The following is a 25,448-nucleotide window of genomic DNA, read 5'->3' as shown; positions in this document are numbered from 1 at the left end:
CGCTCACTCCTTGTCAGGGGGTCAGATTGACCAGATGGCCACTGGGGCCGACCTGGCTGCCCCGCATCAGGTAACCGCGGTTGATGGATGCCCGGCCAAACGAGTTGTTGGCGCCGAACAGGTATTGTTGCGGGATCAGGCTCTGAGCCGTGGTCTCCACCATCTTGGTCCGCAGATCTATGATGCGGGCATTGACCAGGATCCCCTTGCCATTGCGGCTGAAGGTGCCAGTCAGGATGCGGGAGATGGGCAGTCGGGGGGAAAGATCCCGGTAGTTGCGGCTCATCACGAAGTCACCCTGCGGGGTCACCTTGATGCTGCCGGTCATCTTGAAATCCACCACCACTTCCCCGCGCCGGTTCAGTTCGTAGATAAAGCTCTCCTCGATCTGCTGCCCCATCCAGTTGGTGTCCTGCAGGGTATCGAGATCGACGAAGGAGGAGACGGCGATGGGCTCGGTCAGGGTGGTGAGCGACTTGCGCTCCATCAGCTGATCGGTCATGCGCGCCACCAGCCAGTTGAGCTCCATGCCAGCAGCGGCCTGGCGAGGATCACCCAGATCCCGGTTGATGGGGTCGGAACCACAGCTGGTCAGAGCCAGAGCGAGGGCCAACGCCGTGATGAGTTTGTTCATGGATACCTTTCCTGTATCTGCACCTGATTCGTTATCGGTTCGGCTGGCCAAAGCTTGAGTTGGGAATGAGGCATGGATCTTGCTAATTATTTGCGGTGTGCTGTGCAACTGGCACGGTTCTGTGGTCTGTATCGGCCGGCGCCATCGCTTCGACAGGGGTGAGAGGGCCGACCCGCATATTCAAGGTGTTTGTCATGAAATTACCGCTGCTGTTAACCCTGCTGCTGGCCAGCCTGTCGGTCCGGGCAGAGCTTATCGAAGCCCAGGGCAGTGCCGCCATCCTGGGGGGCGACGAGGTCTATGCCCGCGAACAGGCGACCCGCGACGCCCTGCGCCAGGCCCTGCTGGCGAGCGGCGCCGCCGTCTCCAGCATCCAGCGTCTGGAGAATGGCAGCCTGCGCTCCGAGCAGATCCAGATCCGCTCCGGCGGCGACATTCGCCAGTACCGGCTCAAGCGGGAGGAGGTGCGCAACGGCCGCATGTACATCACGGTACAGGCCGATATCCAGGCCGAACGCCAGATCTGCCAGACCCAGCATTACGCCAAGGATTTGACGCTGGTCAGGCTGCGGCTGCGCTACCCGGATCAGGCGAGCTACGGCGCCCTCGACGACATGCCCGCCAACCTGTCCCGTCGCATGTTCGAGACCCTGGCCAACGCACCGCAAGGGGTGGCCGTGCGCCAGTGGCTGGACGAAAACCTGCGCATCGACCCGCTCCACCTGCAACAGGGGGATCGCAGCGCCCTCGAGGAGATCAAGGCCCTCAGCCTGCGCACCGACAGCCAGTATCTGGTGCTCGGCAGCATAGATGACCTCTCCATCGAGCCGCAGGGCAACCAGCTGACCAGCTGGTACGAAGATCCCATCCGCAACTTTCGCATGCAGCTCTACCTGTTCGACGGCATCAACGGCAGCCTGCTCAGCCGCAAGGAGTATCAGGGCCGCGCCAACTGGACCTTCGGCAAACGGGATCAGATAGGCAGCAGCAGCGGACAGTTCTGGCAGTCCAGCTATGGCCAGGAGGTGAACTATCAATTGCAGGAAGCGGTGCAGGATCTGGTCGCCCAGCTCAATTGCGCCCCGGTCACCGCCCGGGTGATAGGCCAGAACGAACGAGGCCCCCACATCAATCTGGGCCGCCGTAACGGCGTCAAGCTGGGAGATCAGTTCCGCATCCAGCACAGCGCCGACTTCATCGACCCCTACGGCAAGTCGCGCATGATGCGCAACCCCGCCGACGGCCTGTTCGAAGTAGTGCAGGTATTCGAGGATGGCGCCATCATCAGCAGCCAGAACAAATATTCACCGTTTAACATCCAGATCGGGGATCTGGCAGTATTGGAATAAGAATCAAGGGTTTAAAAGGGAGCGGCTTCTTGTATAATGCCCGCCACAATGCTCCCGTAGCTCAGTAGGATAGAGCGGTCCCCTCCTAAGGGACAGGCCACTGGTTCGACTCCAGTCGGGAGCACCATATAAAACAAGGGGTTGGCATCATCACGATGCCAACCCCTTTGTTGTTTTTGGGCCGGATGGCGCACCCGTGATCAGGTCAGATGGAAGAGCGAGTACAGCTCGGTGCTGATCGGGCTGTTGTCGGGGTGCGATGGCATTATCTCTTGCATATAAGCCCACCACTGCTGGCAGATGGCCGTGCTGGCCACCTCGCGCCAGCGTCCCTCATCTTCAATCTCGACGTAACCAAACAGCTGACAGCTTTCCGGGTGGAGAAAGATGCTGTAGTTGCTGGCCCCGTGAGCCTTCAGGGTTGCGGCCAGCTCGGGCCAGAGTTCATCGTGACGGCGACGGTATTCCACCTCGCAGCCTGGGTGCACCGACATCAGGAATGCCTTGCGGATCATCTTGTCGCTCCTTATGCCATGCCCATGCCGACCAGATTGGCGGCACCGACGATCACCAGCATGCCGATGCAGAGGATCCGCACCGGACGGGTGCCGACCCCTTTCCATTCCGCCATCAACAGCCCCACGATACCGCCACACAATACATAACCGCTCATGTGCAGCATCCAGTTCACGAAGGAGAGGTGTTCGGGAATGCTGGCTTCGCCCCAGGCATAGAAGAAGAACTGCAGGTACCACATGATGCCACCGGTCGCGGCCAGCAAGCCATTGAGCAGCAAACTCCGCGCTGGCTGGGCCAGATCATTGCGCAGTGACAGTTCGGGGCGCGTTGCCAGCCGGATGAAGCAGTAGGCCATGTTGACGATGGCCCCACCGCCCATGATGATGCCGTAGCTCGGCAACACGGCGTAGAGCGGGTTGATGCCAAGCGCCAGCGATGCTTGCCGGATGGGGGCTGCGGCTTCCAGACCGAAGGCAAATCCCGAGGAGAAGATGCCACACATCACCGCCAGCAGCAGCCCCTTCTTCAGGTTGAATTCCCGGGTAGTCGTGCCCAGAGCAATCTCTTTTTGATGTCCAGCCCAGGTGACTATGCCTATGCCGATCAATGCGACAAAGACACCGAGCAGGGTGATTTGGCCACTGGCCGTGGTGAGCAGCTGACCAAATTCCCCACGCAATACGGGTGGCATCAAGGTGCCCACTACCAGCGTCACGCCGATGGCGATCCCGATGCCCAGAGACATGCCCAGATAGCGCATGGTCAAGCCATAGTTGACGTTGCCTATCCCCCACATGGCACCAAACAGAAACATGCCCCAGAATGCCTTGCTGTCCACCACGCTGTAGAAGGCGCCGAAGTCATCGATCAGCGTGGAGGTGACCAGCCAGGGCAACAGGATCCATGAAAACAGGCCGGCGAAGGCCCAGGTGGTTTCCCACGACCAGCGCCGGACCTTGCTGAGGGGCGCATAGAAGGAGGCCGCCGAGGCGGCGCCAACCAGGTGCCAACCGATTCCCGATACGATTGCAGACATGAGATGTTCCTTGCTTGAGGTTTGATTGTGTTTTTGCTTCCCGATGAGGGGAAGCGTCCTTGATGACAACCGCGCTGTTTTTGTTGTTTTTCTGACGCCCGCCACACATGGCGGGCGTCAGCAGAGGGTGAACTCAACGACGAGTGAGCAGCTCCTGCGCCTCGTACTCCTTGACGACGACGAGCCAGTCGACGCCCACCGCTACCCCTTCACGGGCGCAGGCGTAGTCCCAGACGGCTTGCCACGGCAGGCTGCGGGTCTCCTCCATCAGGACCAGGCGGGTCGAGTAATCCCCCTTGCATTCGGCCTGACGCAGCATCTCAATGGGTTCGAGCAGAGCACGCAACAGCGCCTTCTTCATGTTGCGGGTACCGATAACCCAGGCCGCGATGCGGTTGATGGAGGCATCGAAGAAGTCGAGGCCGATATGCACCCGCTCCAGCAACTCATTGCGGATGATTTCATTGGCGATGGCCTGGGTTTCGTCATCCAGCAGCACCACGTGGTCGCTGTCCCAGCGCACCGGGCGACTGACGTGCAGCAGCAGGTGCCGGACAAACAGGGAGGCCGCGCTGATCTTGTCGCTGATGACCTCGGTGGGGTGAAAATGGCCGGCATCCAGACACAGGGCTATGTCACGGGAGCTGGCATAACCCAGGTAGAACTCGTTCGACCCGACCGTGTAGGACTCGGCCCCTATGCCGAACAACTTGCTCTCCACGGCATCTATGTGGTGCGCCTCATCGATCCGCTCGGCCAGCACCTCATCCAGTGCCGCCATCAGCCGTTGACGTGGCCCGAGCCGGTCGGCGGGCAGATCCTTCATGCCGTCCGGGATCCAGATGTTCATCACGGACGGCGAACCCAACGCCTGACCAAAGGAGGCCGAGATGCGGCGGCTCGCCTTGCAGTGATCAATCCAGAATCGGCGGATCTCGGGATCCGGATGTGACAGCGTCATGCCATCGGCGCTCAGCGGATGGGAGAAACAGCTGGGGTTGAAGTCCAGACCCACGCCTCTCTCCTTGGCCCAGTGCACCCAGTTGGCAAAGTGTTTGGGTTCAATCTTGTCCCGCGCAACCGGGTTCTCCGCCTCCAGATAGATGGCGTGCAGGTTGAGCCGCTTGGCCCCCGGGATCAGTGACATCGCCAGATCCAGGTCGCGACGCAGCTCGATGGCATCGCGCGCCTTGCCCGGATAGTTGCCGGTCGCCTGAATGCCGCCGGTCAGGGCACCGGCATCCGCTTCGAAGCCACCGACATCGTCCCCTTGCCAGCAGTGCATGGAGACGGGAATGGTGGCCAGGGTGGTCAACGCCTGATCCACGTCGACGCCGAGGGCGGCATATTGTTGTTTGGCCAGGGCAAAGGCGGTTTCAATATTCGGGTTCATACAACTTCCTCGATTAACGTATCTGAATGGGTGTGCGCGCAGAGCGCAGCAAAGCGCGTCCGATAATGGTCCAGCTGCGGGACCTCATGCGGATGCAGGGTGTCGATGCGGGTGTTGTGGCGGATCAGGCGGCGCACGTCCGCCAGATCCTGTAAATGGCCCAGCCCCTTGAGCTGCCAGCCGATGTTGCCGAGCGCCGAAGCCTCCACAGGCCCGGTGAGCACTGTGCATTGGCAGATGTCGGCGCAAAGCTGGTTGAGCAACCGGTTCTGGGAGCCGCCGCCTACGATATGCAGCCTGGTGATGGGCTCGCCGGTAACGCTCTTCAGCTCCCTGAGCACCTGGTCGTAGCACAGCGCCAGGCTGTCCAGCACGCAGCGCACCAGCTCGCCCGGGGTCTGCGGCGTGCCCTGCCCCGTCTCCTGACAGAAATGCTGAATGGCGCTGCGCATGCAGGCGGGATTGAGAAAACGTTCGTCATTGGGGTGGATGAGGTAGGCAAAGGGCTCGGCCTGTTCTGCCTGCGCCACCAACTCTGCGAAGCCCAGCTGCGGCCACAGCGCCTGCAGCCCCTGTACCAGCCACAACCCCATGACGTTCTTGAGCAGACGCCAGGTCCCCTCCACTCCTCCTTCATTGGTGAGGTTGGCTGCCTGGGCGGCAGCATCGGTCAGCGGAGCCTTGCGCTCGACCCCCACCAGCGACCAGGTGCCCGAGCTGATATAGGCAGCGCCTCGCCCGCTCAGCGGGGTGGCGACGATGGCCGAGCCGGTGTCGTGGGTGGCAGGCAGGATGACGCTGACCTGACGGCCGGAGGGACTGATCCAGTGACCCAGCCGGGTGCCGGGGGCGGCAATCGGCTGCAGCCACTTGCCCCCTTCGCCGATCAGCGCAATCAGTTCGGGATCCCAATCCCTGCTGCGGGCATTGACCAGCTGACTGGTGGAGGCATTGGTAAATTCACAGCAGAACTGGCCGGTCAGCCGATAGTGCAGGTAATCGGGGATCAGCAGCAGGCGAGTAACCTTGTCCAGCCAGGCCGGTTTTTCATCGAGCAGTGCCCGGATCTGATAGAGGCTATTGAACTTGAGGAACTGGATGCCGCTGCGACGATAGATCTCATCGCGGGACAATTGCTGCCAGACCCGCTCCGGCACGCCGTCGGTACGGGCATCGCGATAGGCTACCGCATCACCGAGCATCTGGCCCGCCGCATCCAGCAGTACAAAGTCGACCCCCCAGGAGTCGATACCCACCGCATCGAGCGCAATACCGGCGGCATCAATTTTTGCCAGCCCGAGCAAGATATTGGAGAAGAGCCGTTCCGGTTCCCAGCAATCATGCCCATTGCTATGCACCATGCCATTGGTAAAACGATGCATTTCCTGCATGGTGATGTTTTCATTGACCGGATCATAGCTGGCCCATATTACCCGCCCGCTGGAGGCTCCTAAATCCACTGCCGCAATATTGACTGACATCGAACCGACTCCATAAATTTCGATGTCGTTACTCTAGGTTCCCTGATGGTTGGCAACCTTTCTGTTGTGGCCAAATAAATATGTTCAGCTGGCATAAAAATCGAGAAATAGAGACTGGATGACAATTGTGTGAGTGAGGTCAAATAACGCCACAGCGTAAAAGGAAGCAATCGAGACTCGTTGATGAATAAATGCGAGGTAACTGTGAAAACCCTCACGAAACCCGTGCTATTTGATTGACCGGAACCGGCTCCTGCGCATATTCACTGATCATTACCTCATGAAGAGAGCGACCATGTTTCGCCTGCAGCAGACCGATTTTTTTGACCACAACAAGGTCATCAACGTATTGCCACGCGCTCCGCAGGAACCCTTTCCGGAGCACTGTCATTCGTTTCATGAACTCGTGCTGATCAAGTCTGGCTGTGCCATCCACATCACGGACGGCAGCGCCGTGCATATCCGCCGCGGCAGTGTCTTCTACCTGCGCGAAGACGATGCCCACATGTTCGATCAGATGAAGGATCTCTGCCTGACCAACGTGCTGTTCAGGCCGGAGGGATTCCACTTCGCAGACGGGTTGCAAACCCTGCTGCAAACCAGCTGCCATCCGGCCAGTGGCGGACTGCAACTGCCCCCTTCCCTGCAACCGCAGAGCGAGCTGCTGCTAAACCAGATAGCGGCAGAAAACAGCCGGCGAGATGCCTGTTCTCCGGTGATGATCGAAGCACTTTTTTCCCAGTTGGCCGTGCTGCTCTGGCGTGCCCATCAGCAAGGAGGGGAAGCGGGCGGCAAGGGGGAAGGAGATCAGGAAAGGCTGTTGGCTCTCATTAATTATCTCGATGAAAACTATCAGGAAGAGATCGACTGGAGCGAACTGTCTGAACGTTTCTCTATTCCACTGCGCACCCTGAACCGAAAAATACAGGAACATACTGGCTTGACCCCCAACAATTATCTCGGACGAGTACGACTTTGCCATGCATCCTGGTTGCTCAGCCATACCAACAAATCGGTTACCGATATTGCGTTTGAGAGTGGATTCAATGATGGCAATTATTTCTCGAGCAAATTTCACCATGCCTTTGAGCTGACACCACTGCAATATAGAAAACGTCATAAATAAACTTCACTTCTTGGCCACTATATTTCCCTCACTGGCCAAAGGTTAAAGGTCTTCCGCCGCAACAAGCTTAATATCCCCTTAATTTCATCTAAAGAAGAGGGATATCTGATGGCTTTTGCATTGTGTCTACCCCAGATCAGCCTGTCCGGCAGTGGAGCCATCCACGATCTGGTGCAATTGATGTGCAACCAGCCCGCCCGTCGTCCGCTGATCGTGACCGAGCAGGCCCTGATGTCGCTTGGTCTGCTGGACGGTCTGCTCGGCGCACTGCGTGATCATGGCTTCACCCCCCAGGTTTATGACGGCGTAGAGCCCAACCCGACCGATCGGGTGGTCAGTGCGGCGCTGGCAACCTGGCAGGCCGGGCAGTGCGATGCACTCATCGGCTTTGGCGGTGGCAGCGCCATGGATACCGCCAAGGCGGTACGCGCTCTGGTTGCCAACCCGGGCAAACAGATCCATGACTTCGAAGGTATCGGCAAAGTCGTCCACACAGGGCCCTTCATGGCCTGCATCAGCTCCACCTCGGGCACGGCCGCCGAAGTGACCAGCAATGCGGTGATCACCGACACCCGGCACAAGGTCAAGATGGTCATCATAGACCCGGCACTGATACCGACAGTGGCAGTCAACGATCCAACCCTGATGGTGGGGCTGCCCCCGGCCGTTACCGCCGCCACCGGCATGGATGCCCTGACCCATGCCATTGAGGCTTATGTCTCCATCGGTGCCCATGTACTGACCGATCACTCGGCCCTCGCCGCCATCCGGGTGATTGCCGAATATCTGCCCCAAGCGGTGGCGAACGGCCAGGATCTGACCGCTCGCGAGATGATGGCCCACGGCCAGTTCCTGGCCGGCATGGCGTTCAACAGCGCAGGGCTTGGCTATGTGCACTCTCTCGCTCATCAGCCCGGCGCTACCCACAACCTGCCGCACGGCGTGTGCAACGCCATCCTGCTGCCGGTGGTCTGCGAGTTCAATCTGGCCGTCAGGGAGGATCGCTTCGCCGACATCGCCGCCGCCATGGGGGTGGATACCGGCACCATGAGCAAGGCTGGTGCCGCCGCTGCCGCCATCCAGGCCATTCGTGCGCTCTCCGCCCGGGTGGGCATTCCCTCTGGTCTGCATGAACTCGGTATACAACCTGGGGATCTCGCCGGCTGGGTCGATGCCGCCGCCGCCGATCCCTGTTCCGGCTGTGCCCCCCGAGTGGCCAGCAAGACAGAGCTGCTGGCCCTCTATCAAGCCGCGTTCTGACCCCGAACCCGACACGACAAGCGGCCGCCCCCGGGCGGCCTCTCTGTTTTCAACAGCCTGCATCCAGCCCTCCACCCCTTTGTGCACTTCTTGAAAATCCGGCCAACTCCACTCGTGGCTTGGCGTCCCCGTTGAGGCTCGACGCCGCGCCACTGGTTACAGTGGGCCCACTCATAATGGCTCTTCAACGCAAGGTAGAGGGAATGATGCAGCAGATTGAATTCAACGCAGCCGTGCGGGCTGAAATCGAGAAGGTCGTCGAGGTGTCCGCCTATTTGTGGCAACGGGAGTGGGCCGAGCGCAACGGCGGCAACATCTCCGTCGATCTCACCGACATCTTTGGGCAGGCACCCGCCGACCTGAGCCAGTATCCCCACTGCCCCCTGTCCATGGTAGGGGGGGAAGGCGCCTTCCCGGTCGACAGCGCCGGTCATGTCTTCTTCGTCAAGGGCACGGGGGAACGCATACGCGAGCTGCGCAGCCCGGAGCTCGCGGGCTGCGTCCTGCGGATCGATGACGAGGCCCGGGGTTACCATATCCTGTGGGGAGGCCGTGGCTTGCACGACTACCAGCCCACCAGCGAATTCATCTCCCACGTGGAAATCGTCATGGACAAGCAGCGCCGTGGCGCAGCCGATCGCTGCGTGGTACACACACATCCGCTCGAGCTGATTGCGCTCTCTCACCATCCCCGTTATGCCCGTGACAGCGCCGCTTACACCCACGCCTGCTGGAAGATGTTGCCCGAGGTGCGGGCCTTCGTGCCACGCGGCATAGGTGTGGTGCCCTACTGCATGCCCGGCAGCCAGACCATGGCGGATGGCACCACGGCCGCCCTGCGCCAGCACGATGTGGCCATCTGGGAAAAACATGGTGCCGTGGCCACCGGGACGGATGCACTGATGGCCTTTGACTTCGTCGATGTGGCGAACAAGGGGGCCAAGCTGCACCTGATGTGTCTCGCCAGCGGTTTCGAGCCGGAAGGGGTCAGCCCACAGGACATGCAGGCGCTGCAGGAGACCTTCGGTCTGTAGCAAGCGGCCGGTATAGGCCCTGCCAGCGGGGTTTATGGCGATGCCGCGCTCAAAACCACTGCACCTCAGGGAGGGCCGGTCTGCTAGACTGGCCCTCTTTTTGTTCATCTTGCAAAGGAGTGTTGGATGTCTGCTTCTTCCTGGTGGGACAGATCCACCGGTTTTGCGCTGCTGACCATCTTGCTGTGGGCCTCGCTGGCGGCGCTCACCTCCCGGATCTCCAGCGTGTCACCTCTGGTGCTGGTGGGGCTGGTGCTCTTCTTCTGTGGCGCCGGTGCCCTGCCGTTCTGGTGCCAGTGGCGGGCTCGCCCCATCACCTGGCTGGTCACGGTGGCGGCGCTGCTGTTCTACCATCTGCTGCTGTTCATGAGCTTTCGCCACGCCCCCGTGCTGGAGGCGAACCTCATCAATTATCTCTGGCCCCTGTGCATCATACTGTTCACCCCCCTGCTGCTGCCGGGCCATCCGCTCCATGCCCGCCACCTGCTGGCCGGCGCGCTCGGGCTGGCGGGTTCCGTGCTGGTGATGGTCAACGGCGAGTTGCAACTGCAACAGGTCTATCTGCCCGGCTACCTGCTGGCGCTCGGCGCCGCCATCATCTGGGGCGCCTACTCTGTGCTCTCCCGCCGGCTGCCACCCGCCCCGGCGGTGGTGACGGCGGCGGCCTGTCTGCCCGCCGGGCTATTGGCACTGTTGCTTGCCAGGCTGCTGGAGGGGCCGCTGCCCCTCGCTCGGATCCCCGCCGGCGACTGGTGGCTGATCCTGGGGCTGGCGCTCGGGCCCATGGGGGCGGCCTTCGTCACCTGGTATCTGGCGCTGCGAGACGGAGATCCCCGTCGCATCGGGGCGCTGGCTTATCTGACCCCACTGCTGAGCACCTTGGCTCTGGTGCTGCTCAATGGTGAACAGCTGACACCCCGTCACCTGCTGGCCGGAGCCTTCATCATGGGGGGTGCCCTGCTCGGCATGCTGGGCAAGTCGCCTGCCGCCCGCAAGCAGAAGGAACCCGCCGCGCCTTCGTTGTCATGACCTCGCCGCCATGCAGCGGCTGTCATAAAAACGCCATCTCTCCTGCTTAAGCTCACGCCGACTTCCATTCCCGTGGCTCAAGCAGGAATCCTGACGTGAAAATAGCCCATTACGCCTCCCTCTCCTCCCTGATACTGCTGCTGGTCGCCGCCGTGCAAGCCGGCGCCCTGTTTCATGGCTGGCAGCAGCTGAGCCGGGCCGAACAGGCCCAGCATCAACACGAACGGCTGCAACAGCGGCTCACCGGCACACTGCAAGGCACCCTGCGCGACTACCTCGCCAGCGGCGATCCCCTGCGCCTGACCGAGGCTGAAGGGGTGCGCAAGCAGGCGCTCGCCCAGCTGACGCAGCAGGATGCTGCGCTCACTGCCCCGCTGCGCGCCCTGCTCGAACGGATGGGTACTCGCATCGACGGCGACTATCTGGCGGCGGGCAAGCTCTCCGGCAACAGCCAGTGGCTGCTGCAAAACGCCGAAAACGAGCTGACCGCCCAAGCCAGGGCGCTGCTGCGTTATGGCCAGCAGGGGGCGACGGGCGCAGATCCGGCCAGCGCGGAGAGATACCGCCTGGGTGCCATCGACATACTGGCAGCCCTGCCAGGGCTCGGTCACCTGCGCCAGAACTACATGGAACAGGCCAGCCCCAAGCTGCTGGAGGGACTGACGTTTGAGCTGGCTGCCATGCAAAAACAGGCACAACAGCTGGCCGCCCTGCCGCTGCTCGGCCTGTTTGCTGCACCACCTGCCGACGAGTTCACCCTGGGTGAGCCAGAGCGCAAGGAGCTCGGCGATCAGCCGCGCAGCGAACTGCTCTCCCTGCTCATGCGCTACCCGCAGGAGCTGGAAAACAGCCGCAAGGCACTGCAACAGCAGCAGACTGCCCGCCAGACGATGCAGCAGGACATCAGCCAGATGTTGCAGGCCACCGGCCAGATGGGGGCCGAGCTCGCCGCCGGGCGGCAGGCGGTCAACCAGCAGCTGGCTGCCATACTCGGCAGCCTGGCGCTCTGTCTGGTTCTGGTCGCGCTGCTGTTTGCCCTGGTACAGCGCCGCTGGCTGGTCACGCCGCTGCTGCGACTGCGCGCGGCGTTCCTGCAACTCGACGAGACGGGTCAGGCCGAGACCCTGCCCCAGGGGCGCGAGCGCAACGAGCTAGGCGAGATAGTCGCCAGTTACAACCGCCTCATCATGCGCCTGCAACAGGATCAGCAGCAGAAGGAAGGTCAGCTGTCGGCGGTCTCACTGAGCCTGCAGGGCATGGTCAATCAGGTCGAAGAGATCCACCACAGCACGCGCACCACGGAGCAGGCGGTGGACGAGGGCGATCTGATGATGAACGAGCTGAACCAGCTGGCCGGCGAGGTGCATCAGGTGGCTGCCGAGATAGCACAGCATGCCCAGCACAACGAGCACTCCATGAGCCAGAGTGAGCAGCTGGTGGGGGGCATGTTGCAGGCCACGGCCCAGACCGGGCTTGCCATCGACGAGAGCTGTGGCGCCCTGACCCAGCTCAAGCGTTCGGTGGATGATGTCACCGCCATCGTCGACGTGATAGGCCACATAGCCCAGCAAACCAACCTGCTGGCGCTCAATGCGGCCATCGAGGCGGCCCGGGCGGGGAAACAGGGGCGCGGGTTTGCGGTGGTAGCCGACGAGGTGCGCCACCTCTCCGCCGACACCCAGCGATCCCTTGGCCAGATCACCGAGATCCTGATGCGGCTCACCCAGTCGGGGGATCAGCTCGGCACAGTGCTGGCGCGGATCACCTCGGAAGCAGCCGCCCAGCGCCAGCAGGCGGAGCAGCTGCGCCAGACCACTCAGGCGGTACGGGAGATGGCACGCAGCACGGCCGTCATCGCGCTGCAGGGGGCCGACAACGCCAAGAGCCAGGAACACAAGCTGGCCAGCTTCGCCGATCTCATTGCTCGCATCAGCCAGCACGCCCGCCAGGGCAGCCGCCTCTCGGTGCAGGTGTCGGAGCACATCCATCATCAGGCCAGCCAGATCCCGCGCATTCTCGGCCATCAGGCCTGAATCTCCCGTCCGGTTTCCCTTCCGAGTCCCCTGCCCCGCTCCCAACACGGGGGCATATCTTTTTTTGTGGCACAAAATTATCTGTTGCATACAGGTTAACGAAAAAAGTTCGGTTCCTTGTGAGAGATCCGCCCGCGTCGCTGGTCAATTTCACCTGAAAACGCTATCAGCACCGATATGAGCGGGCTGGGAGTGTCCACAACAAGATCCATGATTATTTGCACTCGGTCATATTTTTGAAACTTGGTGGGAACTTTTCATTGATATTTCGCACCGCGAACGTACTCTTGGATTTGTCCGATAGCCAAGAATCGGAACACAAAAAATAAAAGATGTGATGAACAGAACTGCCCACCGCAGATGTGCCAAGACGTCGCGGCCGCAGACGAATTATCAGAAATTTTTTGCCCCACGGGGTTTTGATTGCAATGCCAATACCGAGCGGCGGGCCATCGCCTGACTGCCGGACAAAAAAGCTAAGTCCATAAAATCAGGAGCAATACAAAATGGAAAAAGTGATCTTCAAGCGTGCCGCATTGAGCGCAGCTGTTGTTGCCGCCTTGGTCGCCCCCGGTATGTCATTCGCTGCCGACGAAGCAGGTCCTGCCTATGCCGCCGCTGCCAGCAAATTCTATGAAGAAGGCAAACTCAACGGTGGTCTCTTCTACTTCCAGCGTGATCGTCAACGTATCGATGGTGATCCGACTGCCGCCAAGAAAGAAGGCAAATACCAGTCCAACCTGAGCCACGCTACCACCCAGGCCTCCCTTAACTTCAACTCGGGTTATGCCTGGGACATCGTCGGTATCGACGTGGGTGGCTTCGGTGCCTATGACCTGGCCGTGACCGAGAATCACCCGGTCAACCAGGAGAACGAATTCTCCTTCGCCGGCAACAAATGGGGCGAAAACTACAAGGATGGCTCCCCCGAAGGTGGCTTCAGCCTGGCCAACGCCTCGCTGAAACTGAAAGCACTGGACGGTGCCGTCACCGCCAAGGGCGGCCTGACCCAGCTCTACGTACCGGGCGTGATCGGTGTGAACTGGTCCTATCAGCCGGGTACCTACCGTGGCGGCCAGATCGAGGGTAACTTCGGTGGCCTCTACCTGACCTATGCCATCGCCGACGAGTACAAGTCCCCCTGGTACAAGGAGACCCAGAAGTTCTCCCGCGCCAAGGCATGGATGGATCCGTTCGCCGACGAGAACGTCATCGACTACATCCAGGGTGTAGCAGCGCGTTATACCTTCGAAAATGGCACCGCCATTACCGGCTCCTACGGTAACTCCGAAAACTACATGGACAGCTACCACTTCAAGCTGGCCCATAAATTCGACGTGCTGAACGGCCTCTCCACCAGCTATCAGTTCTACGGTTCCGAAACCGACACCTATCAGAAGGGTGGTGCGGAGATCGAGACCTATGACGGCATGGCATGGCAACAAGCGCTGACCGCCGCCTGGGGCATGGGCCCGTATGGCTTCCGTCTGGAAGGTCTGTGGACCAAGGCCGAGGGTAACGAAGGCAACTACCTGCCCCGTCTGACCCGTGGCTACGGCAACTCCCAGGGCGCGAACGAAATCTGGTGGGATTCCCGCTCCGACTGGAACGCGAACAACGAAAAAGCGCTGTTCTTCGGCGTGAACCGCTCCCTGGATGATCTGGTGGGTGCACCAGGCTGGTCCGTCGGTGTCTCCGGTGCCTACGGCTGGGATATCCAGAAAGGTGACGGTACCAAGGCCACCAACGGTGAAGATACCGAATGGGCAGCCAACTTCGATGTCATGTACACGGTGCAGGATGGCAAGCTGAAAGGCACCCTGTTCAAACTGCACTACACAGATTACAACAACGACATCAGCCAGAGCGGCGGTTGGACCGAATACCCGAACATCTTCGCCTCCGAGCATGACGTCAAGTTCCACATCATCATGCCGTTCACCATTCTGTAAGCAGAGGGTTGAACTTCAACAAACCGGGCCGATTGGCCCGGTTTTCTTTTTTGTCGCGCTCGGGCTACCATGCCCACTTCGGCCAGGCCCTGGTCGCCAACAAGGATGACCTTTATGCCCCACCCCTTCGTGCTAATCACCGGCTGCTCCAGCGGCATCGGCCTCGCCGCCGCCAAGGCGCTCGGTGTTCACGGCTTCACCGTGATCGCCTCCGCCCGCAAGGCCGACGATGTGGCACAACTGCAACAGCAGGGTCTGCTGGCAGTCCAACTGGATCTGGCGGACACCGCCAGCATAGAGCGAGGGGCGGCAGAGGCGTTGGCGCTGGCCGGGGGCCGTCTCTATGGCTTGTTCAACAACGGTGCCTATGGCCAGCCCGGCGCGCTGGAAGACTTGCCCACGGAGGCGCTGCGTGCCCAGTTCGATACCAACCTGTTTGGCTGGCACCACCTGATCCGCCAGATACTGCCAGCCATGCTGGCCGCAGGAGAGGGACGGATAGTGCAAAACAGCTCTGTACTGGGGCTGGTGGCCATGAAGTATCGCGGTGCCTACAATGCCAGCAAGTTTGCGCTGGAAGGGTATACAGATACCTTGCGTCTGGAACTCGAAGGCAGCGGCGTGCACATCAGTCTGATCGAACCCGGCCCCATCGATACCCGCTTTCGCGCCAATGCCCGCGCCGCTTTCGTGCGCCATATCGATCCGGCCCAGAGCCGCCATCAGGGCGCCTATCGCCAGACCCTGACCCGGCTGGAAAAAGAGGGGGCCACCAGCGGTTTCACGCTGCCAAGCGAAGCCTGCATACCGCCGCTGCTGCACGCGCTGCAGAACAAGCGGCCAAAGCATCGCTACCCGGTCACCTTCCCGACCCGACTGTTTGCGGTATTGCGCCGCCTGCTGCCAAGCCGCTGGCTCGACAGGATCCTGGCCAAGTCGGCCTGAGCCTTGCGTCGCACAGGGCAGATACGCCCTGTGCTGGCACTGCCCGAGAAACGCTTGCCGGTAACGACGCATGCCGTCGCCTCGTCGCGCTCACTACCGATGCCATGGCGTCTCGGGCATGCAAGGTCCGGCCCTCGGATTCGGCGCCTCGCCCTCAGTAGTGCCGACCGTCGCTGTAGTAGTGGCTTTTGACGATGGGCAGCACCTGCACCACCACATAGGTCTGCTCCCCCAGTACCGCCTTCAGATGGCGGGTAATGAGTGCCGCAGCGGCATCTTGCAGCTCCTGCGGTCGTTCGAACCAGACCAGCTCCACAAACGGAAAACCGGCCTCGCTTGCCCCTTCACGCACCCAGTGGCTGCCGATGCACTCCATGGTGACAAACTCCGGCTTGCCGCCGGTCAGGGTGCACAGATCCGCCAGTAGGGGCGTGCTTATCTGCTGCAGGGTATCGACGGAGACAGCCCGAAAACGAAGATGGGGCATGGGAAACCTCTTGGCTGTGACAAATGAGGACTTATCATAGGGGTTATTGTGACGAAGAGAAGCCATCCGCTGACATAAGGTATCCCATGAGATTTCATCGCCTGCTGCTCCCCTTCCTGCTCTGCCTGCTGCTGCCGCTGAGCGCCTTCGCCGACCCCGCCTTCTACCGGGTGAGCAAGGGCGATCAGCAGCACTGGCTGCTGGGTTCCATCCACGCGGGCAACCCCTCGCTCTACCCGCTGCCCGACCCCATAGAGCGCGCCTGGCTGCAGAGTCGCGCTCTGGTGCTGGAGGTTGATCTGACCCACATCAGCCAGCAGCAGTGGCAGGAGATGGGGGCCATCACCCGGCTGGTGGATGGCAAGACCCTCAAGGAGCACGTGCCGCTCGATCTCTACCGGCGCACCATCATAGCCGCAGGCCAGAATGGCCTGACCGAGAACATGCTGGCACCGCTGCGCCCCTGGTTTGCGGCCATTACTCTGACCCAGGCGGCACTGGAGCGCACCAACTTCAGCAGCGCGCTCGGGGTGGATCAACACTTCTCCAAACTGGCCAGCGATAGCGGAAAGCCCATCGTCGGCTTCGAGACCCTGCTCGAGCAGCTCGGCTACCTCGCCAGCGTCGGCGACAACCAGACCCTGATGCTGGAGAGTACCCTGGATGAGCTGCCCGACCTCGAGCGCGGCTTTCGCAAGGTAATGAAGGCGTGGGAAGAGGGAGACGAAGCCGCCCTCGTCAACCTGCTCAAGGCCGAGATGGCGCCGCCCAAGCTGCAAGCCTGGCTGGAGCAGACCCTGCTGGCGGAACGCAACCGCAACTGGCTGAAGAAATGGCCAACCCTGCCGAACGAGAGCTTTATCGTGGTAGGCGCCCTGCACCTTTATGGCGATCAGGGGCTGATCGCCCTGCTGGAACAACAGGGGTGGCGCATCACCCTGCTCACCGAGCCAGGCCCGCGCCAGCCAACCCGCGAATAAGGGGCCAGCGGGGCCTGACTAGCCCCGTAAGGAGCCGTAGAGTGGGAGGGGGTTCACACTTCCGATTGCCGATTTACTAACCACATCGGGACTTGATCGAGATCATCTCTTTGCTCCCAAAGAGGTATCTATCATGCCTGTCATCAATGGGATGACAGGAGTGCATGAGATGGAATTTTGGATGAACCTGATGTTCGGCAACAGCGTGGGGCTCATGTCCATGTTGGTGATTATCGGTACCTTCCTGCTGATCAGTTCCTACGCGGCCTATTTCATCTACAAGGTGATGAACGCCAAGCCGCCGAAAGAGGAGCAGTAACACATCTCGTCAGGCGATCCCCCGATCGCCTGTTGTCGCCTGCCCGGCCCGACTGACAGGGCCGCCTGACTGGCTACCCCCATTTTCTGACCCCGACTCCCCCGCTATAATGCCCGCTCATTCCAATGCGGGGAGCCTGCCGTGTCTCATGACGACGAACTCTCACTGTTTCTGCAGGAAGTGGCCGACGTGCGGCCCATTCGCAGCGACAACACCCTCTCCCTCACGGGCACATCCGCCCCGACCGAGGCGCAACTGGCCCGTCGCCAGGCCGCGACCGCCGAGCAACTGACCCTGGATCACCTCAGCATGGAGGCGGTCGAGCTGCTCGATCCCCACGCCATCGTCGGCTTCAAGCGCGACGGTGTGCAGGAGGGGGTCTACAAGAAGCTGCGGCTCGGCAAATACGAGCTGCAGGCGAGCCTGGACCTGCACCAGAAGACGCTTAACGAGGCGCGCCGGAGCCTGGTGCAGTTCATTGCGGATTGCGAGGTACGGGACATCCGCTGCCTGCTGATCCTGCACGGCAAGGGGGAGCGCAGCACACCGCGCGCCCTGCTGAAAAGCCATGTCAGCACCTGGTTGCCGCAACTGCCGGCCGTGATGGCCATGCACAGTGCCGAACGCCGCCACGGTGGCAGCGGCGCCCTCTATGTGCTGCTGCGAAAAAGCGAGCGCAAGAAGGCGGAGAATCGCGAGCGACACCAGAAGCGGCTCGGCTAGTCAGCACCCGTCACCTGGTCAGGCATCCTCGGCCAGGGTGGTAAAACGCACGAGGGCAGTGTTAGCATCGATCGGCCCCGATCATGCCAGGTACGGGGCATACCATCAGGGACGATAACAAGGACAATCCCATGTCATACCAAAAACTTGAACAACATCAGCAACAGCTGCACCGGCTCTCCCACCTCAGCGCCATCTGCGGCTGGGATCAGGCTGCCATGATGCCGGAGGGCGGCAACGAGGCGCGCGCAGAGGCCATGGCCGAACTCGGCGTGCTGATCCACCACAAGCGCACTGCCCCCGAGCTCGGCGACTGGATTGCCAAGGCCGAGAGCGAACCGCTGGACGAGATCCAGCGCGCCAACCTGCGCGAAATCAAGCGCCACTGGCAGGATGCAAGCCTGCTGCCTGGGGATCTGGTGGAGGCACTGTCGCTGGCCGGCAGCAAGTGCGAGCACGCCTGGCGCAGCCAGCGCAAAAACAACGACTGGGCAGGCTTCGCCCCGAATCTCAAGGAGGTGGTGACGCTGTCGCGGGAAGTGGCGCGCCTTCGCGCCGAGGCACTCGGTGTGCGCCCCTACGACGCCATGCTGGCGCTGTACGAACCCGGCATGACGAGTGCGCGGCTCGATCAGATCTTCGGCGATCTCACCGGCTGGCTGCCGTCCCTCATCCAGCAGGTGAGTGAGCAGCAGAAACATGACGCCATCTTGATCCCGCAGGGGCCCTTCCCCATCGCGAGCCAGCAGGCGCTCGGTCAGGAGGTGATGGGGCAGCTCGGCTTTGATTTCGCCCACGGTCGGCTCGATGTGAGCAGCCACCCGTTCTGTGGCGGCGTGCCGACCGACGTGCGCATCACCACCCGCTATAACGAGCAGGAGTTCGTCTCCAGCCTGATGGGAATCGTGCACGAGACGGGTCACGCGCGCTACGAACAGGGGCTGCCGCGCCAGTTGCTGGGGCAGCCGGTGGGCGAGGCGCGCTCCATGGGCATTCACGAGAGCCAGAGCCTGTTCTGCGAGATGCAGCTCGGCCACGATCCCGCCTTCCTGGCGCTGCTGGTGCCGCGCATCCGCGCCCACTTTGGCGAGCAGGCGGCGTTTGCGCCGGCGAACCTGGCGAAGCTCTACAACCGGGTCGAGCCCGGCTTTATCCGCGTCGAAGCGGACGAGGTGACCTACCCGGCCCACATCATCCTGCGCTACGAGCTGGAGCGCGACCTCATCGAGGGGCACATCGAGGTGGCCGATCTGCCCGAGCTGTGGGATGCCAAGATGCAGCAGTGGCTCGGCCTCTCCACCAAGGGCAACTACCAGAACGGCTGCATGCAGGACATTCACTGGACGGATGGCTCGTTTGGCTACTTCCCTAGCTACACGCTCGGCGCCATGTATGCGGCGCAGTTGCGCTTCGCACTGGAGCGGGAACTGGGCAACATGAGCAACGTGATCGAGGCGGGCCGCCTGCCGGAGATACTCGCGTGGCTTGGCCGCCACATCTGGTCACAGGGCAGCCAGCACAGCACGGACGAGCTCATTCGCCGCGCGACCGGCGAGGCGCTGAACCCGCGCTGGCTGCGCCAGCATCTTGAGCAGCGCTATCTGAAATAACGGATGCAGCGCCAGCGAGTGAAGAGGGCAACGGGGCAGCTTGGCTGCCCCGTTTTTCATTGGCAAACAACCGGATTCAGAGGGGGTCGGGGACGCTCAAAAACTCGCGCAGTTGCAGGATATTGCCTTCCGGATCAAATGCATTGCGCAGCACGAAGCCAGGTCCCGACCACTGCTGCGGCAACAGTCCGCCACCGAGATCGGCCGCCCTGGCCTCGGCCCAGGCAAGACTTGGTACGGTAAAGAACAATTTTATCGCCCCCTGTTCCCGCAGGAGCGGCGGTACCTGGATATCAATATCGCAGGCAATCGACTCGGGAATGGCGTGGATCAGCAACTGGATGTCGTCGTTCTCCATCACGACAAAAGCGTCATCCTGACTGCGAATGTCCATCTGCAGCAGGGTTCGGTAGAAGTGGGTCAGCAGGCCGAGATCCCTGGCGTAGATCAGGGCGCCGGCACGGGCGGGTCCTGGCATGGTGCTATCCTCCTTGGATGTTGTCGTCCCAGATTCTCACACTTGCCCGCCCGGTTCGACCGGTTTCAACCTCGCCACAGGGGCTCTCCCGGCGACATTTTTATTTCAATCACTGTCCGTTTCCGGCTAGTCACCACGCCCCCTCCCCCTTACTCTCTCATTCATGCACCCGTAAAGAGCGCCAGGACCATGAACTCGCAACCAGCCAGCGACAGCCATCAGGATGAGGGGATCCCGAGCCTCAACCGCGAACAATGCCACGCAGCCCGGCTCGCCCGCGATGCGCGTTTCGATGGCCGCTTCTTTACCGGCGTGCTCTCCACCGGCATCTACTGCCGCCCCGTCTGCCCCGCGCGGCCACCGCACGAGCACAACGTGCGCTACTTCCAAAGCGCTGCCGCGGCCGAGCAACATGGCCTGCGCCCGTGTCTGCGCTGTCGCCCGGAGCTCGCCCCCGCCGCACGCGGCGATCTGCCGCCCGAACTCGCCCGTTTGCTGGCGCGGATAGAGCGTGGCGAGCTGGCGGACGGCTCGCTCGCCGAACTCGCGGCAGAGGCCGGAATAAGTGAGCGCACGCTGCGCCGCCAGTTCGAGCAACACCTGGGCGCGTCGCCAAAACAGGTGGAGCAGACGCGCCGGCTGCTGCTCGCAAAGCGGCTGCTGACCGAAACAGCACTGCCCATCACGGACATAGCGTTTGCGGCGGGCTTTGCGAGCATTCGCCGCTTCAACGATGCCTGGAGCCAGGCGTATGGCCTCGCGCCCCGGGCGCTGCGCCAACGTGAAGGAAAGGCCGACGTCATAGAGAGCGGCGCGGCGCTCACGCTGCAACTGCCGTATCGCCCGCCTTATGACGTGGCGGCCATGCTGGCGTTCTACCGGCTGCGGGCCATCCCCGGGCTGGAGCGGGTCGATGGCGATGCATATGAGCGGCGCCACAGCGTCGGCGATCATGCGGGCTGGATCCGCATCGAGCAGGGCAAGGGCCATAGCATCAGGCTCACAGTGCATGATCTGCCGCCTGCGGCGCTGCCTGATCTCTTGTATCGCGTGCGCCGCATGTGGGATCTCGATGCCGACATGCAGCGCATAGGCGAGCGGCTCGGGCAGGATCCGCTGCTGGCGGGCCTGCAGGCGCGCTGGCCTGGCGTGCGATTGCCCGCCGGCTGGGATGAGTACGAGGTGATGCTGCGCGCCATCGTCGGCCAGCAGGTGTCGGTCAAGGGCGCCATCACCATCATGGGACGGCTGGTGGCACGCACCGAGGCGCAGTTCGGGGTGACGCAGCTACCTACCCCGGCGCAACTGTGCGAGCTCAACCTAAACGGTATCGGCATGCCTGGCAGCCGCATCCGTACGCTGCAGGGACTCGCCGCCGCGCTTGCGAGCGGTACGATTTCCCTGAGCACGGCCAGTGACGAGCAACTGCTGGCCTTGCCGGGAATCGGTCCCTGGACGGTTGCCTACTGGCGGCTGCGCTGCGGGCAGGATCCAGACGCCTTCCCGGCCTCCGATCTCGTGCTGCAAAAGGCGCTGGGGGGCGGCGACAAGCTGCCAGTGAAGGCTGTGCTGGTGCAAAGCGCAGCATGGCAACCGTGGCGTGGCTATGCCGCGAGCTGGCTGTGGCACGCCATGAGCGAACAACCGGCACTGCTGATCAAGCAGTCATCAACCACCACAGCGAGTGCCATCGAAAACCTGATATCACCCACCACGGGGAGCAAGGCGCCCCAAACCAATGACGAGGAGATAACCCATGATCCGCTATGACATGCTGCCAACGAGCTGCGGCGCGCTGCTGGTCGCCATCAACGCTCGCGGTCTGGTGCACGTGGACTTTGTGGCTGGCCTGCGGGCGCTGCCCGAGATGAGCGACTGGCGGCAAGACAGTGAGGCGCTCGCCCCCTATCTTGCCGAGTTTGACGCCTATTTCGCCGGTCGCCTGCAGCGTTTTACCCTGCCGCTCGCCGCCCATGGCACGGCTTTTCAGCAAGCGGTATGGCAGGCGCTGTGCGATATCCCCTATGGCGAGACTCGCAGCTACGGCGACATCGCCCGCACCATCGGCAAACCGAGTGCGAGCCGCGCGGTCGGTGCCGCCAATGGCCGCAATCCGCTGTCGATCATCGTCCCCTGCCATCGGGTGATCGGCCAGAATGGCAGCCTGACCGGTTATGCGGGGGGATTGGAGATTAAAAAGGTGCTGCTGGAACTTGAAGGATGTGCTGGCTAAGAGGACGTTGGCAAAGCATCCGGCCTGTAGAGCTTCGCAGGCCACCAGCCCAAAGCTGGCGCTGAACCCTGTGAGTGCCAACCTCCTATCACGATAGATAGCCCTTCAACCAGACAGGAGAAGGGTACAATCGGATTAACGTTTTAGACTCCCCATCACCTGCATTTCACAGCGGTGGCAGTCAAAGCGCAGACGGAAGGTGTCTTTACCCATCTTGAGCTCCAACGGCTCGGCCTTGAGACCGGGCACCTCTTTCGGACAGAGGTTCTGGCTGTAGCGGATGCAGTGTTTGGTGATCATCAGCACCACTTCCCCCTCCTCCTTGTTCGCTTCATAGGCGGGGGCGATACGCTCCACCCCGTGTTCGCGGAAGAACTGCTCGGCTGCGCTGTTCAGCACGTTGCCAAGGTAGGAGAGGCGGTGCTGGGGATAGCTGATATCCCGCAGGGCGATGCGTCGCTCGGGGCGCTGGTAGCTGGCCAGACGCGCCGCCTCCAGCGCAGCAATCCCATCCCGGCGCAGACCATTGAGCATGGATGCAGCAATGAATAACGGCCTCGTTACCACCAACTCAATCTTGCGCGCCACAAACAGGGTATTGCCGAGTTTGCCAAGCTGGTCGCGCGCCTGTTGCAGCGCCCGCTCCGGATTGTCGGCAGGCTGCTTGTCGCAGGGGAGAGTGACGGCGGCACTGATGCCCTGCTCGTCGGTGAGCGTGAGCCGCAATCCCTCATCGCATTCACAGAGTTGCATATCGACCCGGATGCGGCGATCCGCGCTGGCCTTTTCCAGCATCTTGCTGAATGCCTGATCATGGTTGCGGTAGATCTCGGTGCCCACTTTCAGCCCCGGCATGCGTTCTGATAGAAGTAACTGCTTGCCTTCGACCTTGTTCAGGCGCATCCCCACCAGCTCGTTGTTCGGCTTGAAGAAGCCCAGACCATCGCCGTTGTTGAGGGTGATCGGCTTGCCGTCGATCTCGATGCCGTCCTTGGTGACTCTGGTGACGCGACCCAGCGGCTCGCCCACATATTTCGGGCTTAGGGTGGAGTCGATCCCCTGCTGGCGACCATTGAGGAAGTAGTCGGTGCTGCCACGGTTGAAACTCTTTTTCGGATCCGGCTCGAAGCTGTAGCTGCAGCGGCCCGCCGAAGCGGCTACCAGATCGGAGCGGCGCTCCAGAATGGCGTCGAGCTTCCGGCGATACCAGGCAGTGACGTTCTTGACGTAATCCAGCCCCTTGAGGCGCCCCTCGATCTTGAACGAGCGAATACCGGCCGCGATCAGCGCCTCCAGGTTGTAGGTTTGGTCCATATCCTTGAGCGACAGCAGGTGGCTGTCGGCCACCAGAACCTCACCGTCCGGCTTTTGCAGCGAACAGGGCAAGCGGCAGAGCTGGGCACATTCGCCGCGGTTGGCACTGCGGCCAGTACGGGCATGACTAATGTTGCACTGGCCGCTGTAGGAGACACAGAGCGCGCCATGAATAAAGAACTCCAGCTGCACACTGGTCGCCGCACTGATCTCGTGGATCTGTGCCAGCGACAATTCGCGCGCCAGCACCACTTGGGAGAAGCCCACATCCTGCAGAAACTTCACCTTCTCTGGCGTACGGTTGTCAGTCTGGGTACTGGCGTGCAGCGCTATGGGCGGCAAGTCCAGTGCCAGCAACCCCATGTCCTGCACTATGAGCGCATCGGCCCCCGCTTCATGGATCTGGTGGGTCAGGCGCCGGGCCTGCTCCAGCTCGCTGTCGTGCAGCAGGGTGTTGAAGGCGACAAACACTTGGGCACCAAAACGGTGGGCGTGGCGCGCCAGCGCTTCGATATCGTCGAGGGAGTTGCCCGCCGCGCTGCGGGCGCCAAAGGCAGGGCCGCCCATGTAAACGGCATCGGCGCCATGGTTGATGGCTTCGATGCCGTAGGCTAGGTTTTTGGCTGGCGCCAGCAGTTCGAGGCGGTTCAGTGCGTGGCTATGGGTCTGTGGGTGCATGGTCTCTGAGTCTATCGGCAGACAGAAAATGCCCGTCACTCTAGGTCAGTCGTCCTTTGCTTGCCTTGATCCCGCTTAAGATCACCGCAAGATACAGGATTAAAAATCCGAAGCTCGCAGTCCCGCCCGTGGAGCCAGGTATTCGTTCGGCGGCCCAGCCCTCATAGCGCGAGCCGCTGGCAAGCGAACCTCAGAGCACCACCTTCAAGGCCAGCCCCAGCAGCACCAGACCGCTCACCTTGTCGATGACGAAGGACTTGGCCTTGAGCCAGGCCAGCACGGGTCCGCGGGAGAGCACCAGCGCCACCAGTACGTACCAGAGCGCATCTATGCCGCCGGCGGTGAGCATCATAATCCCCCCCTCGTTCCAGCCGGTATCGGCCCGCACAAACTGGCTGAACAGGGCGATAAAGAAGATGGCAAGCTGGGGGTTGAGAAAGGCGACCATAAAACCTTCAAAGGCGCCCTGACGACCACGCAACTGATGTGCCACCTCCTCGGTCGACTCGCTGACGGGCTTGGCCAGCAGCGCCTTGATGCCGAGCCAGGCGAGAAATGCGGCGCCGCCGTAGCGGATGAGATCAAACAGCAGCGGGGTCTGGGTGATCAGCACGGAGAGCCCCAGCGCGGTAATCAGCGCATAGATACCGACTCCGAGGCCGTGACCCAGCGCGGTTGCCACCCCGTGGCCCTGCCCCCCCTGCACCGTGTTGCGGATGATCAGCGCCAGACTCGGCCCCGGGCTGATGGCCCCCATCACGCAGATTGCAGCCAGTGCCAGCCAACTCGTCAGTTCCATGGTGTTCCTTCTCTCTCGGCGGGGTATGAATGTCTG

General features: G+C 61.8%; 23 protein-coding genes and 1 tRNA gene. 15 read left to right on the top strand and 9 right to left on the bottom strand.

Annotated elements, in window-relative coordinates:
* Nucleotides 1–13: 13 nt before the first annotated feature.
* Entirely contained in the window at nt 14–634 is a 621-nt protein-coding gene (locus ACW5XD_RS10400) for a FlgO family outer membrane protein (protein ID WP_456494836.1), read from the bottom strand.
* 194 nt (nt 635–828) lie between these two features.
* Between ACW5XD_RS10400 and ACW5XD_RS10395 the strand changes: the two genes are divergently transcribed.
* Together ACW5XD_RS10395 and ACW5XD_RS10390 are read left to right on the top strand one after the other, a co-directional pair.
* Complete coding sequence (locus tag ACW5XD_RS10395; protein WP_456494835.1) at nt 829–1,983, top strand: flagellar assembly protein FlgT; 1,155 nt, start codon at nt 829–831, stop codon at nt 1,981–1,983.
* Between the two features lie 50 nt (nt 1,984–2,033).
* A tRNA-Arg gene (locus tag ACW5XD_RS10390) sits at nt 2,034–2,110 on the top strand.
* Between the two features lie 73 nt (nt 2,111–2,183).
* On the opposite strand, the gene rhaM is transcribed toward ACW5XD_RS10390, so the two are convergent.
* The 4 genes from rhaM to rhaB form a co-directional block, all read right to left on the bottom strand.
* Nucleotides 2,184–2,498 (bottom strand): L-rhamnose mutarotase, encoded by a 315-nt coding sequence (gene rhaM, locus ACW5XD_RS10385; protein ID WP_456494834.1) that lies wholly within the window; start codon nt 2,496–2,498, stop codon nt 2,184–2,186.
* A gap of 11 nt (nt 2,499–2,509) precedes the next feature.
* Nucleotides 2,510–3,538, bottom strand: a complete 1,029-nt coding sequence (gene rhaT, locus ACW5XD_RS10380) for an L-rhamnose/proton symporter RhaT (RefSeq protein ID WP_456494833.1) — start codon at nt 3,536–3,538, stop codon at nt 2,510–2,512.
* 133 nt (nt 3,539–3,671) lie between these two features.
* Nucleotides 3,672–4,931 (bottom strand): L-rhamnose isomerase, encoded by a 1,260-nt coding sequence (locus ACW5XD_RS10375; protein WP_456494832.1) that lies wholly within the window; start codon nt 4,929–4,931, stop codon nt 3,672–3,674.
* On the bottom strand, nt 4,928–6,412 hold the full coding sequence (gene rhaB / locus ACW5XD_RS10370; RefSeq protein WP_456494831.1) for a rhamnulokinase: 1,485 nt from the start codon (nt 6,410–6,412) through the stop codon (nt 4,928–4,930). Before rhaB ends, ACW5XD_RS10375 begins: the two co-directional genes overlap by 4 nt.
* Before the next feature lie 295 nt (nt 6,413–6,707).
* Here rhaB and ACW5XD_RS10365 point away from each other — a divergent pair, with 295 nt between their 5' ends.
* The 7 genes from ACW5XD_RS10365 (at nt 6,708) to ACW5XD_RS10335 (ending at nt 15,791) form a co-directional block, all read left to right on the top strand.
* Nucleotides 6,708–7,538 (top strand): helix-turn-helix domain-containing protein, encoded by an 831-nt coding sequence (locus tag ACW5XD_RS10365; protein ID WP_456494830.1) that lies wholly within the window; start codon nt 6,708–6,710, stop codon nt 7,536–7,538.
* 108 nt (nt 7,539–7,646) lie between these two features.
* Entirely contained in the window at nt 7,647–8,798 is a 1,152-nt protein-coding gene (locus ACW5XD_RS10360; RefSeq protein WP_456494829.1) for an iron-containing alcohol dehydrogenase, read from the top strand.
* Nucleotides 8,799–9,001: 203 nt separating this feature from the next.
* Complete coding sequence (gene rhaD, locus ACW5XD_RS10355) at nt 9,002–9,832, top strand: rhamnulose-1-phosphate aldolase (protein ID WP_456494828.1); 831 nt, start codon at nt 9,002–9,004, stop codon at nt 9,830–9,832.
* A 126-nt stretch (nt 9,833–9,958) separates the two neighbouring features.
* On the top strand, nt 9,959–10,861 hold the full coding sequence (locus tag ACW5XD_RS10350) for a DMT family transporter (RefSeq protein ID WP_456494827.1): 903 nt from the start codon (nt 9,959–9,961) through the stop codon (nt 10,859–10,861).
* Between the two features lie 95 nt (nt 10,862–10,956).
* Nucleotides 10,957–12,894, top strand: coding sequence for a methyl-accepting chemotaxis protein (locus tag ACW5XD_RS10345; RefSeq protein WP_456494826.1), 1,938 nt, complete (start codon nt 10,957–10,959; stop codon nt 12,892–12,894).
* 506 nt (nt 12,895–13,400) lie between these two features.
* A complete protein-coding gene (locus tag ACW5XD_RS10340) occupies nt 13,401–14,846 on the top strand; it encodes an OprD family outer membrane porin (RefSeq protein WP_456494825.1) in 1,446 nt (481 codons plus the stop codon).
* 114 nt (nt 14,847–14,960) lie between these two features.
* The gene (locus ACW5XD_RS10335; protein WP_456494824.1) at nt 14,961–15,791 is read left to right on the top strand and encodes an SDR family oxidoreductase; all 831 of its coding nucleotides are present in this window, start codon (nt 14,961–14,963) and stop codon (nt 15,789–15,791) included.
* A gap of 154 nt (nt 15,792–15,945) precedes the next feature.
* On the opposite strand, the gene ACW5XD_RS10330 is transcribed toward ACW5XD_RS10335, so the two are convergent.
* On the bottom strand, nt 15,946–16,278 hold the full coding sequence (locus ACW5XD_RS10330) for a DUF1904 family protein (RefSeq protein WP_456494823.1): 333 nt from the start codon (nt 16,276–16,278) through the stop codon (nt 15,946–15,948).
* Nucleotides 16,279–16,364: 86 nt separating this feature from the next.
* On the opposite strand from ACW5XD_RS10330, the gene ACW5XD_RS10325 reads away from it, so the two are divergent.
* From ACW5XD_RS10325 to ACW5XD_RS10310, 4 genes are all read left to right on the top strand, one after another.
* Nucleotides 16,365–17,258 (top strand): TraB/GumN family protein, encoded by an 894-nt coding sequence (locus tag ACW5XD_RS10325; protein ID WP_456494822.1) that lies wholly within the window; start codon nt 16,365–16,367, stop codon nt 17,256–17,258.
* Nucleotides 17,259–17,391: 133 nt separating this feature from the next.
* The gene (locus ACW5XD_RS10320) at nt 17,392–17,577 is read left to right on the top strand and encodes a DUF3149 domain-containing protein (RefSeq protein WP_098984905.1); all 186 of its coding nucleotides are present in this window, start codon (nt 17,392–17,394) and stop codon (nt 17,575–17,577) included.
* 141 nt (nt 17,578–17,718) lie between these two features.
* Entirely contained in the window at nt 17,719–18,300 is a 582-nt protein-coding gene (gene smrA / locus ACW5XD_RS10315; protein ID WP_456494821.1) for a DNA endonuclease SmrA, read from the top strand.
* Between the two features lie 131 nt (nt 18,301–18,431).
* Nucleotides 18,432–19,910 carry a carboxypeptidase M32 gene (locus ACW5XD_RS10310; RefSeq protein WP_456494820.1) on the top strand — a complete coding sequence of 493 codons (1,479 nt, stop codon included), beginning with the start codon at nt 18,432–18,434 and terminating at the stop codon, nt 19,908–19,910.
* Between the two features lie 76 nt (nt 19,911–19,986).
* Here the strand turns inward: ACW5XD_RS10310 and ACW5XD_RS10305 are convergent, their stop codons facing one another.
* A complete protein-coding gene (locus ACW5XD_RS10305; RefSeq protein ID WP_456494819.1) occupies nt 19,987–20,388 on the bottom strand; it encodes a VOC family protein in 402 nt (133 codons plus the stop codon).
* Between the two features lie 189 nt (nt 20,389–20,577).
* Here ACW5XD_RS10305 and ACW5XD_RS10300 point away from each other — a divergent pair, with 189 nt between their 5' ends.
* Together ACW5XD_RS10300 and ACW5XD_RS10295 are read left to right on the top strand one after the other, a co-directional pair.
* Nucleotides 20,578–22,158 (top strand): AlkA N-terminal domain-containing protein, encoded by a 1,581-nt coding sequence (locus ACW5XD_RS10300; RefSeq protein ID WP_456494818.1) that lies wholly within the window; start codon nt 20,578–20,580, stop codon nt 22,156–22,158.
* Nucleotides 22,145–22,621, top strand: a complete 477-nt coding sequence (locus ACW5XD_RS10295) for a methylated-DNA--[protein]-cysteine S-methyltransferase (RefSeq protein ID WP_456494817.1) — start codon at nt 22,145–22,147, stop codon at nt 22,619–22,621. Before ACW5XD_RS10300 ends, ACW5XD_RS10295 begins: the two co-directional genes overlap by 14 nt.
* A gap of 135 nt (nt 22,622–22,756) precedes the next feature.
* On the opposite strand, the gene ACW5XD_RS10290 is transcribed toward ACW5XD_RS10295, so the two are convergent.
* Both ACW5XD_RS10290 and ACW5XD_RS10285 read right to left on the bottom strand, forming a co-directional pair.
* Nucleotides 22,757–24,613 (bottom strand): peptidase U32 family protein, encoded by a 1,857-nt coding sequence (locus ACW5XD_RS10290; RefSeq protein WP_456494816.1) that lies wholly within the window; start codon nt 24,611–24,613, stop codon nt 22,757–22,759.
* Between the two features lie 190 nt (nt 24,614–24,803).
* A complete protein-coding gene (locus ACW5XD_RS10285) occupies nt 24,804–25,412 on the bottom strand; it encodes a LysE family translocator (protein WP_456494815.1) in 609 nt (202 codons plus the stop codon).
* Nucleotides 25,413–25,448: the final 36 nt, after the last annotated feature.

The organism is Aeromonas enterica, from assembly GCF_054052465.1.
The sequence above is the reverse complement of the archived record's forward strand: the minus strand, read 5'-3'. Positions and strand labels throughout refer to the sequence as shown.

Bases quoted from the DNA above. Each gene is read 5' to 3' on its own strand.
- ACW5XD_RS10285 (WP_456494815.1), bottom strand. From the start codon at position 25,412: ATGGAACTGACGAGTTGGCTGGCACTGGCTGCAATCTGCGTGATGGGG.
- ACW5XD_RS10340 (WP_456494825.1), top strand. From the start codon at position 13,401: ATGGAAAAAGTGATCTTCAAGCGTGCCGCATTGAGCGCAGCTGTTGTT.
- ACW5XD_RS10375 (WP_456494832.1), bottom strand. From the start codon at position 4,931: ATGAACCCGAATATTGAAACCGCCTTTGCCCTGGCCAAACAACAATAT.
- rhaM (WP_456494834.1), bottom strand. From the start codon at position 2,498: ATGATCCGCAAGGCATTCCTGATGTCGGTGCACCCAGGCTGCGAGGTG.
- ACW5XD_RS10295 (WP_456494817.1), top strand. From the start codon at position 22,145: ATGATCCGCTATGACATGCTGCCAACGAGCTGCGGCGCGCTGCTGGTC.
- ACW5XD_RS10310 (WP_456494820.1), top strand. From the start codon at position 18,432: ATGTCATACCAAAAACTTGAACAACATCAGCAACAGCTGCACCGGCTC.
- rhaT (WP_456494833.1), bottom strand. From the start codon at position 3,538: ATGTCTGCAATCGTATCGGGAATCGGTTGGCACCTGGTTGGCGCCGCC.
- ACW5XD_RS10320 (WP_098984905.1), top strand. From the start codon at position 17,392: ATGCCTGTCATCAATGGGATGACAGGAGTGCATGAGATGGAATTTTGG.
- rhaB (WP_456494831.1), bottom strand. From the start codon at position 6,412: ATGTCAGTCAATATTGCGGCAGTGGATTTAGGAGCCTCCAGCGGGCGG.
- ACW5XD_RS10360 (WP_456494829.1), top strand. From the start codon at position 7,647: ATGGCTTTTGCATTGTGTCTACCCCAGATCAGCCTGTCCGGCAGTGGA.
- ACW5XD_RS10330 (WP_456494823.1), bottom strand. From the start codon at position 16,278: ATGCCCCATCTTCGTTTTCGGGCTGTCTCCGTCGATACCCTGCAGCAG.
- ACW5XD_RS10305 (WP_456494819.1), bottom strand. From the start codon at position 20,388: ATGCCAGGACCCGCCCGTGCCGGCGCCCTGATCTACGCCAGGGATCTC.
- ACW5XD_RS10400 (WP_456494836.1), bottom strand. From the start codon at position 634: ATGAACAAACTCATCACGGCGTTGGCCCTCGCTCTGGCTCTGACCAGC.
- ACW5XD_RS10350 (WP_456494827.1), top strand. From the start codon at position 9,959: ATGTCTGCTTCTTCCTGGTGGGACAGATCCACCGGTTTTGCGCTGCTG.
- ACW5XD_RS10300 (WP_456494818.1), top strand. From the start codon at position 20,578: ATGAACTCGCAACCAGCCAGCGACAGCCATCAGGATGAGGGGATCCCG.
- ACW5XD_RS10325 (WP_456494822.1), top strand. From the start codon at position 16,365: ATGAGATTTCATCGCCTGCTGCTCCCCTTCCTGCTCTGCCTGCTGCTG.
- ACW5XD_RS10335 (WP_456494824.1), top strand. From the start codon at position 14,961: ATGCCCCACCCCTTCGTGCTAATCACCGGCTGCTCCAGCGGCATCGGC.
- ACW5XD_RS10365 (WP_456494830.1), top strand. From the start codon at position 6,708: ATGTTTCGCCTGCAGCAGACCGATTTTTTTGACCACAACAAGGTCATC.
- ACW5XD_RS10290 (WP_456494816.1), bottom strand. From the start codon at position 24,613: ATGCACCCACAGACCCATAGCCACGCACTGAACCGCCTCGAACTGCTG.
- rhaD (WP_456494828.1), top strand. From the start codon at position 9,002: ATGATGCAGCAGATTGAATTCAACGCAGCCGTGCGGGCTGAAATCGAG.
- ACW5XD_RS10395 (WP_456494835.1), top strand. From the start codon at position 829: ATGAAATTACCGCTGCTGTTAACCCTGCTGCTGGCCAGCCTGTCGGTC.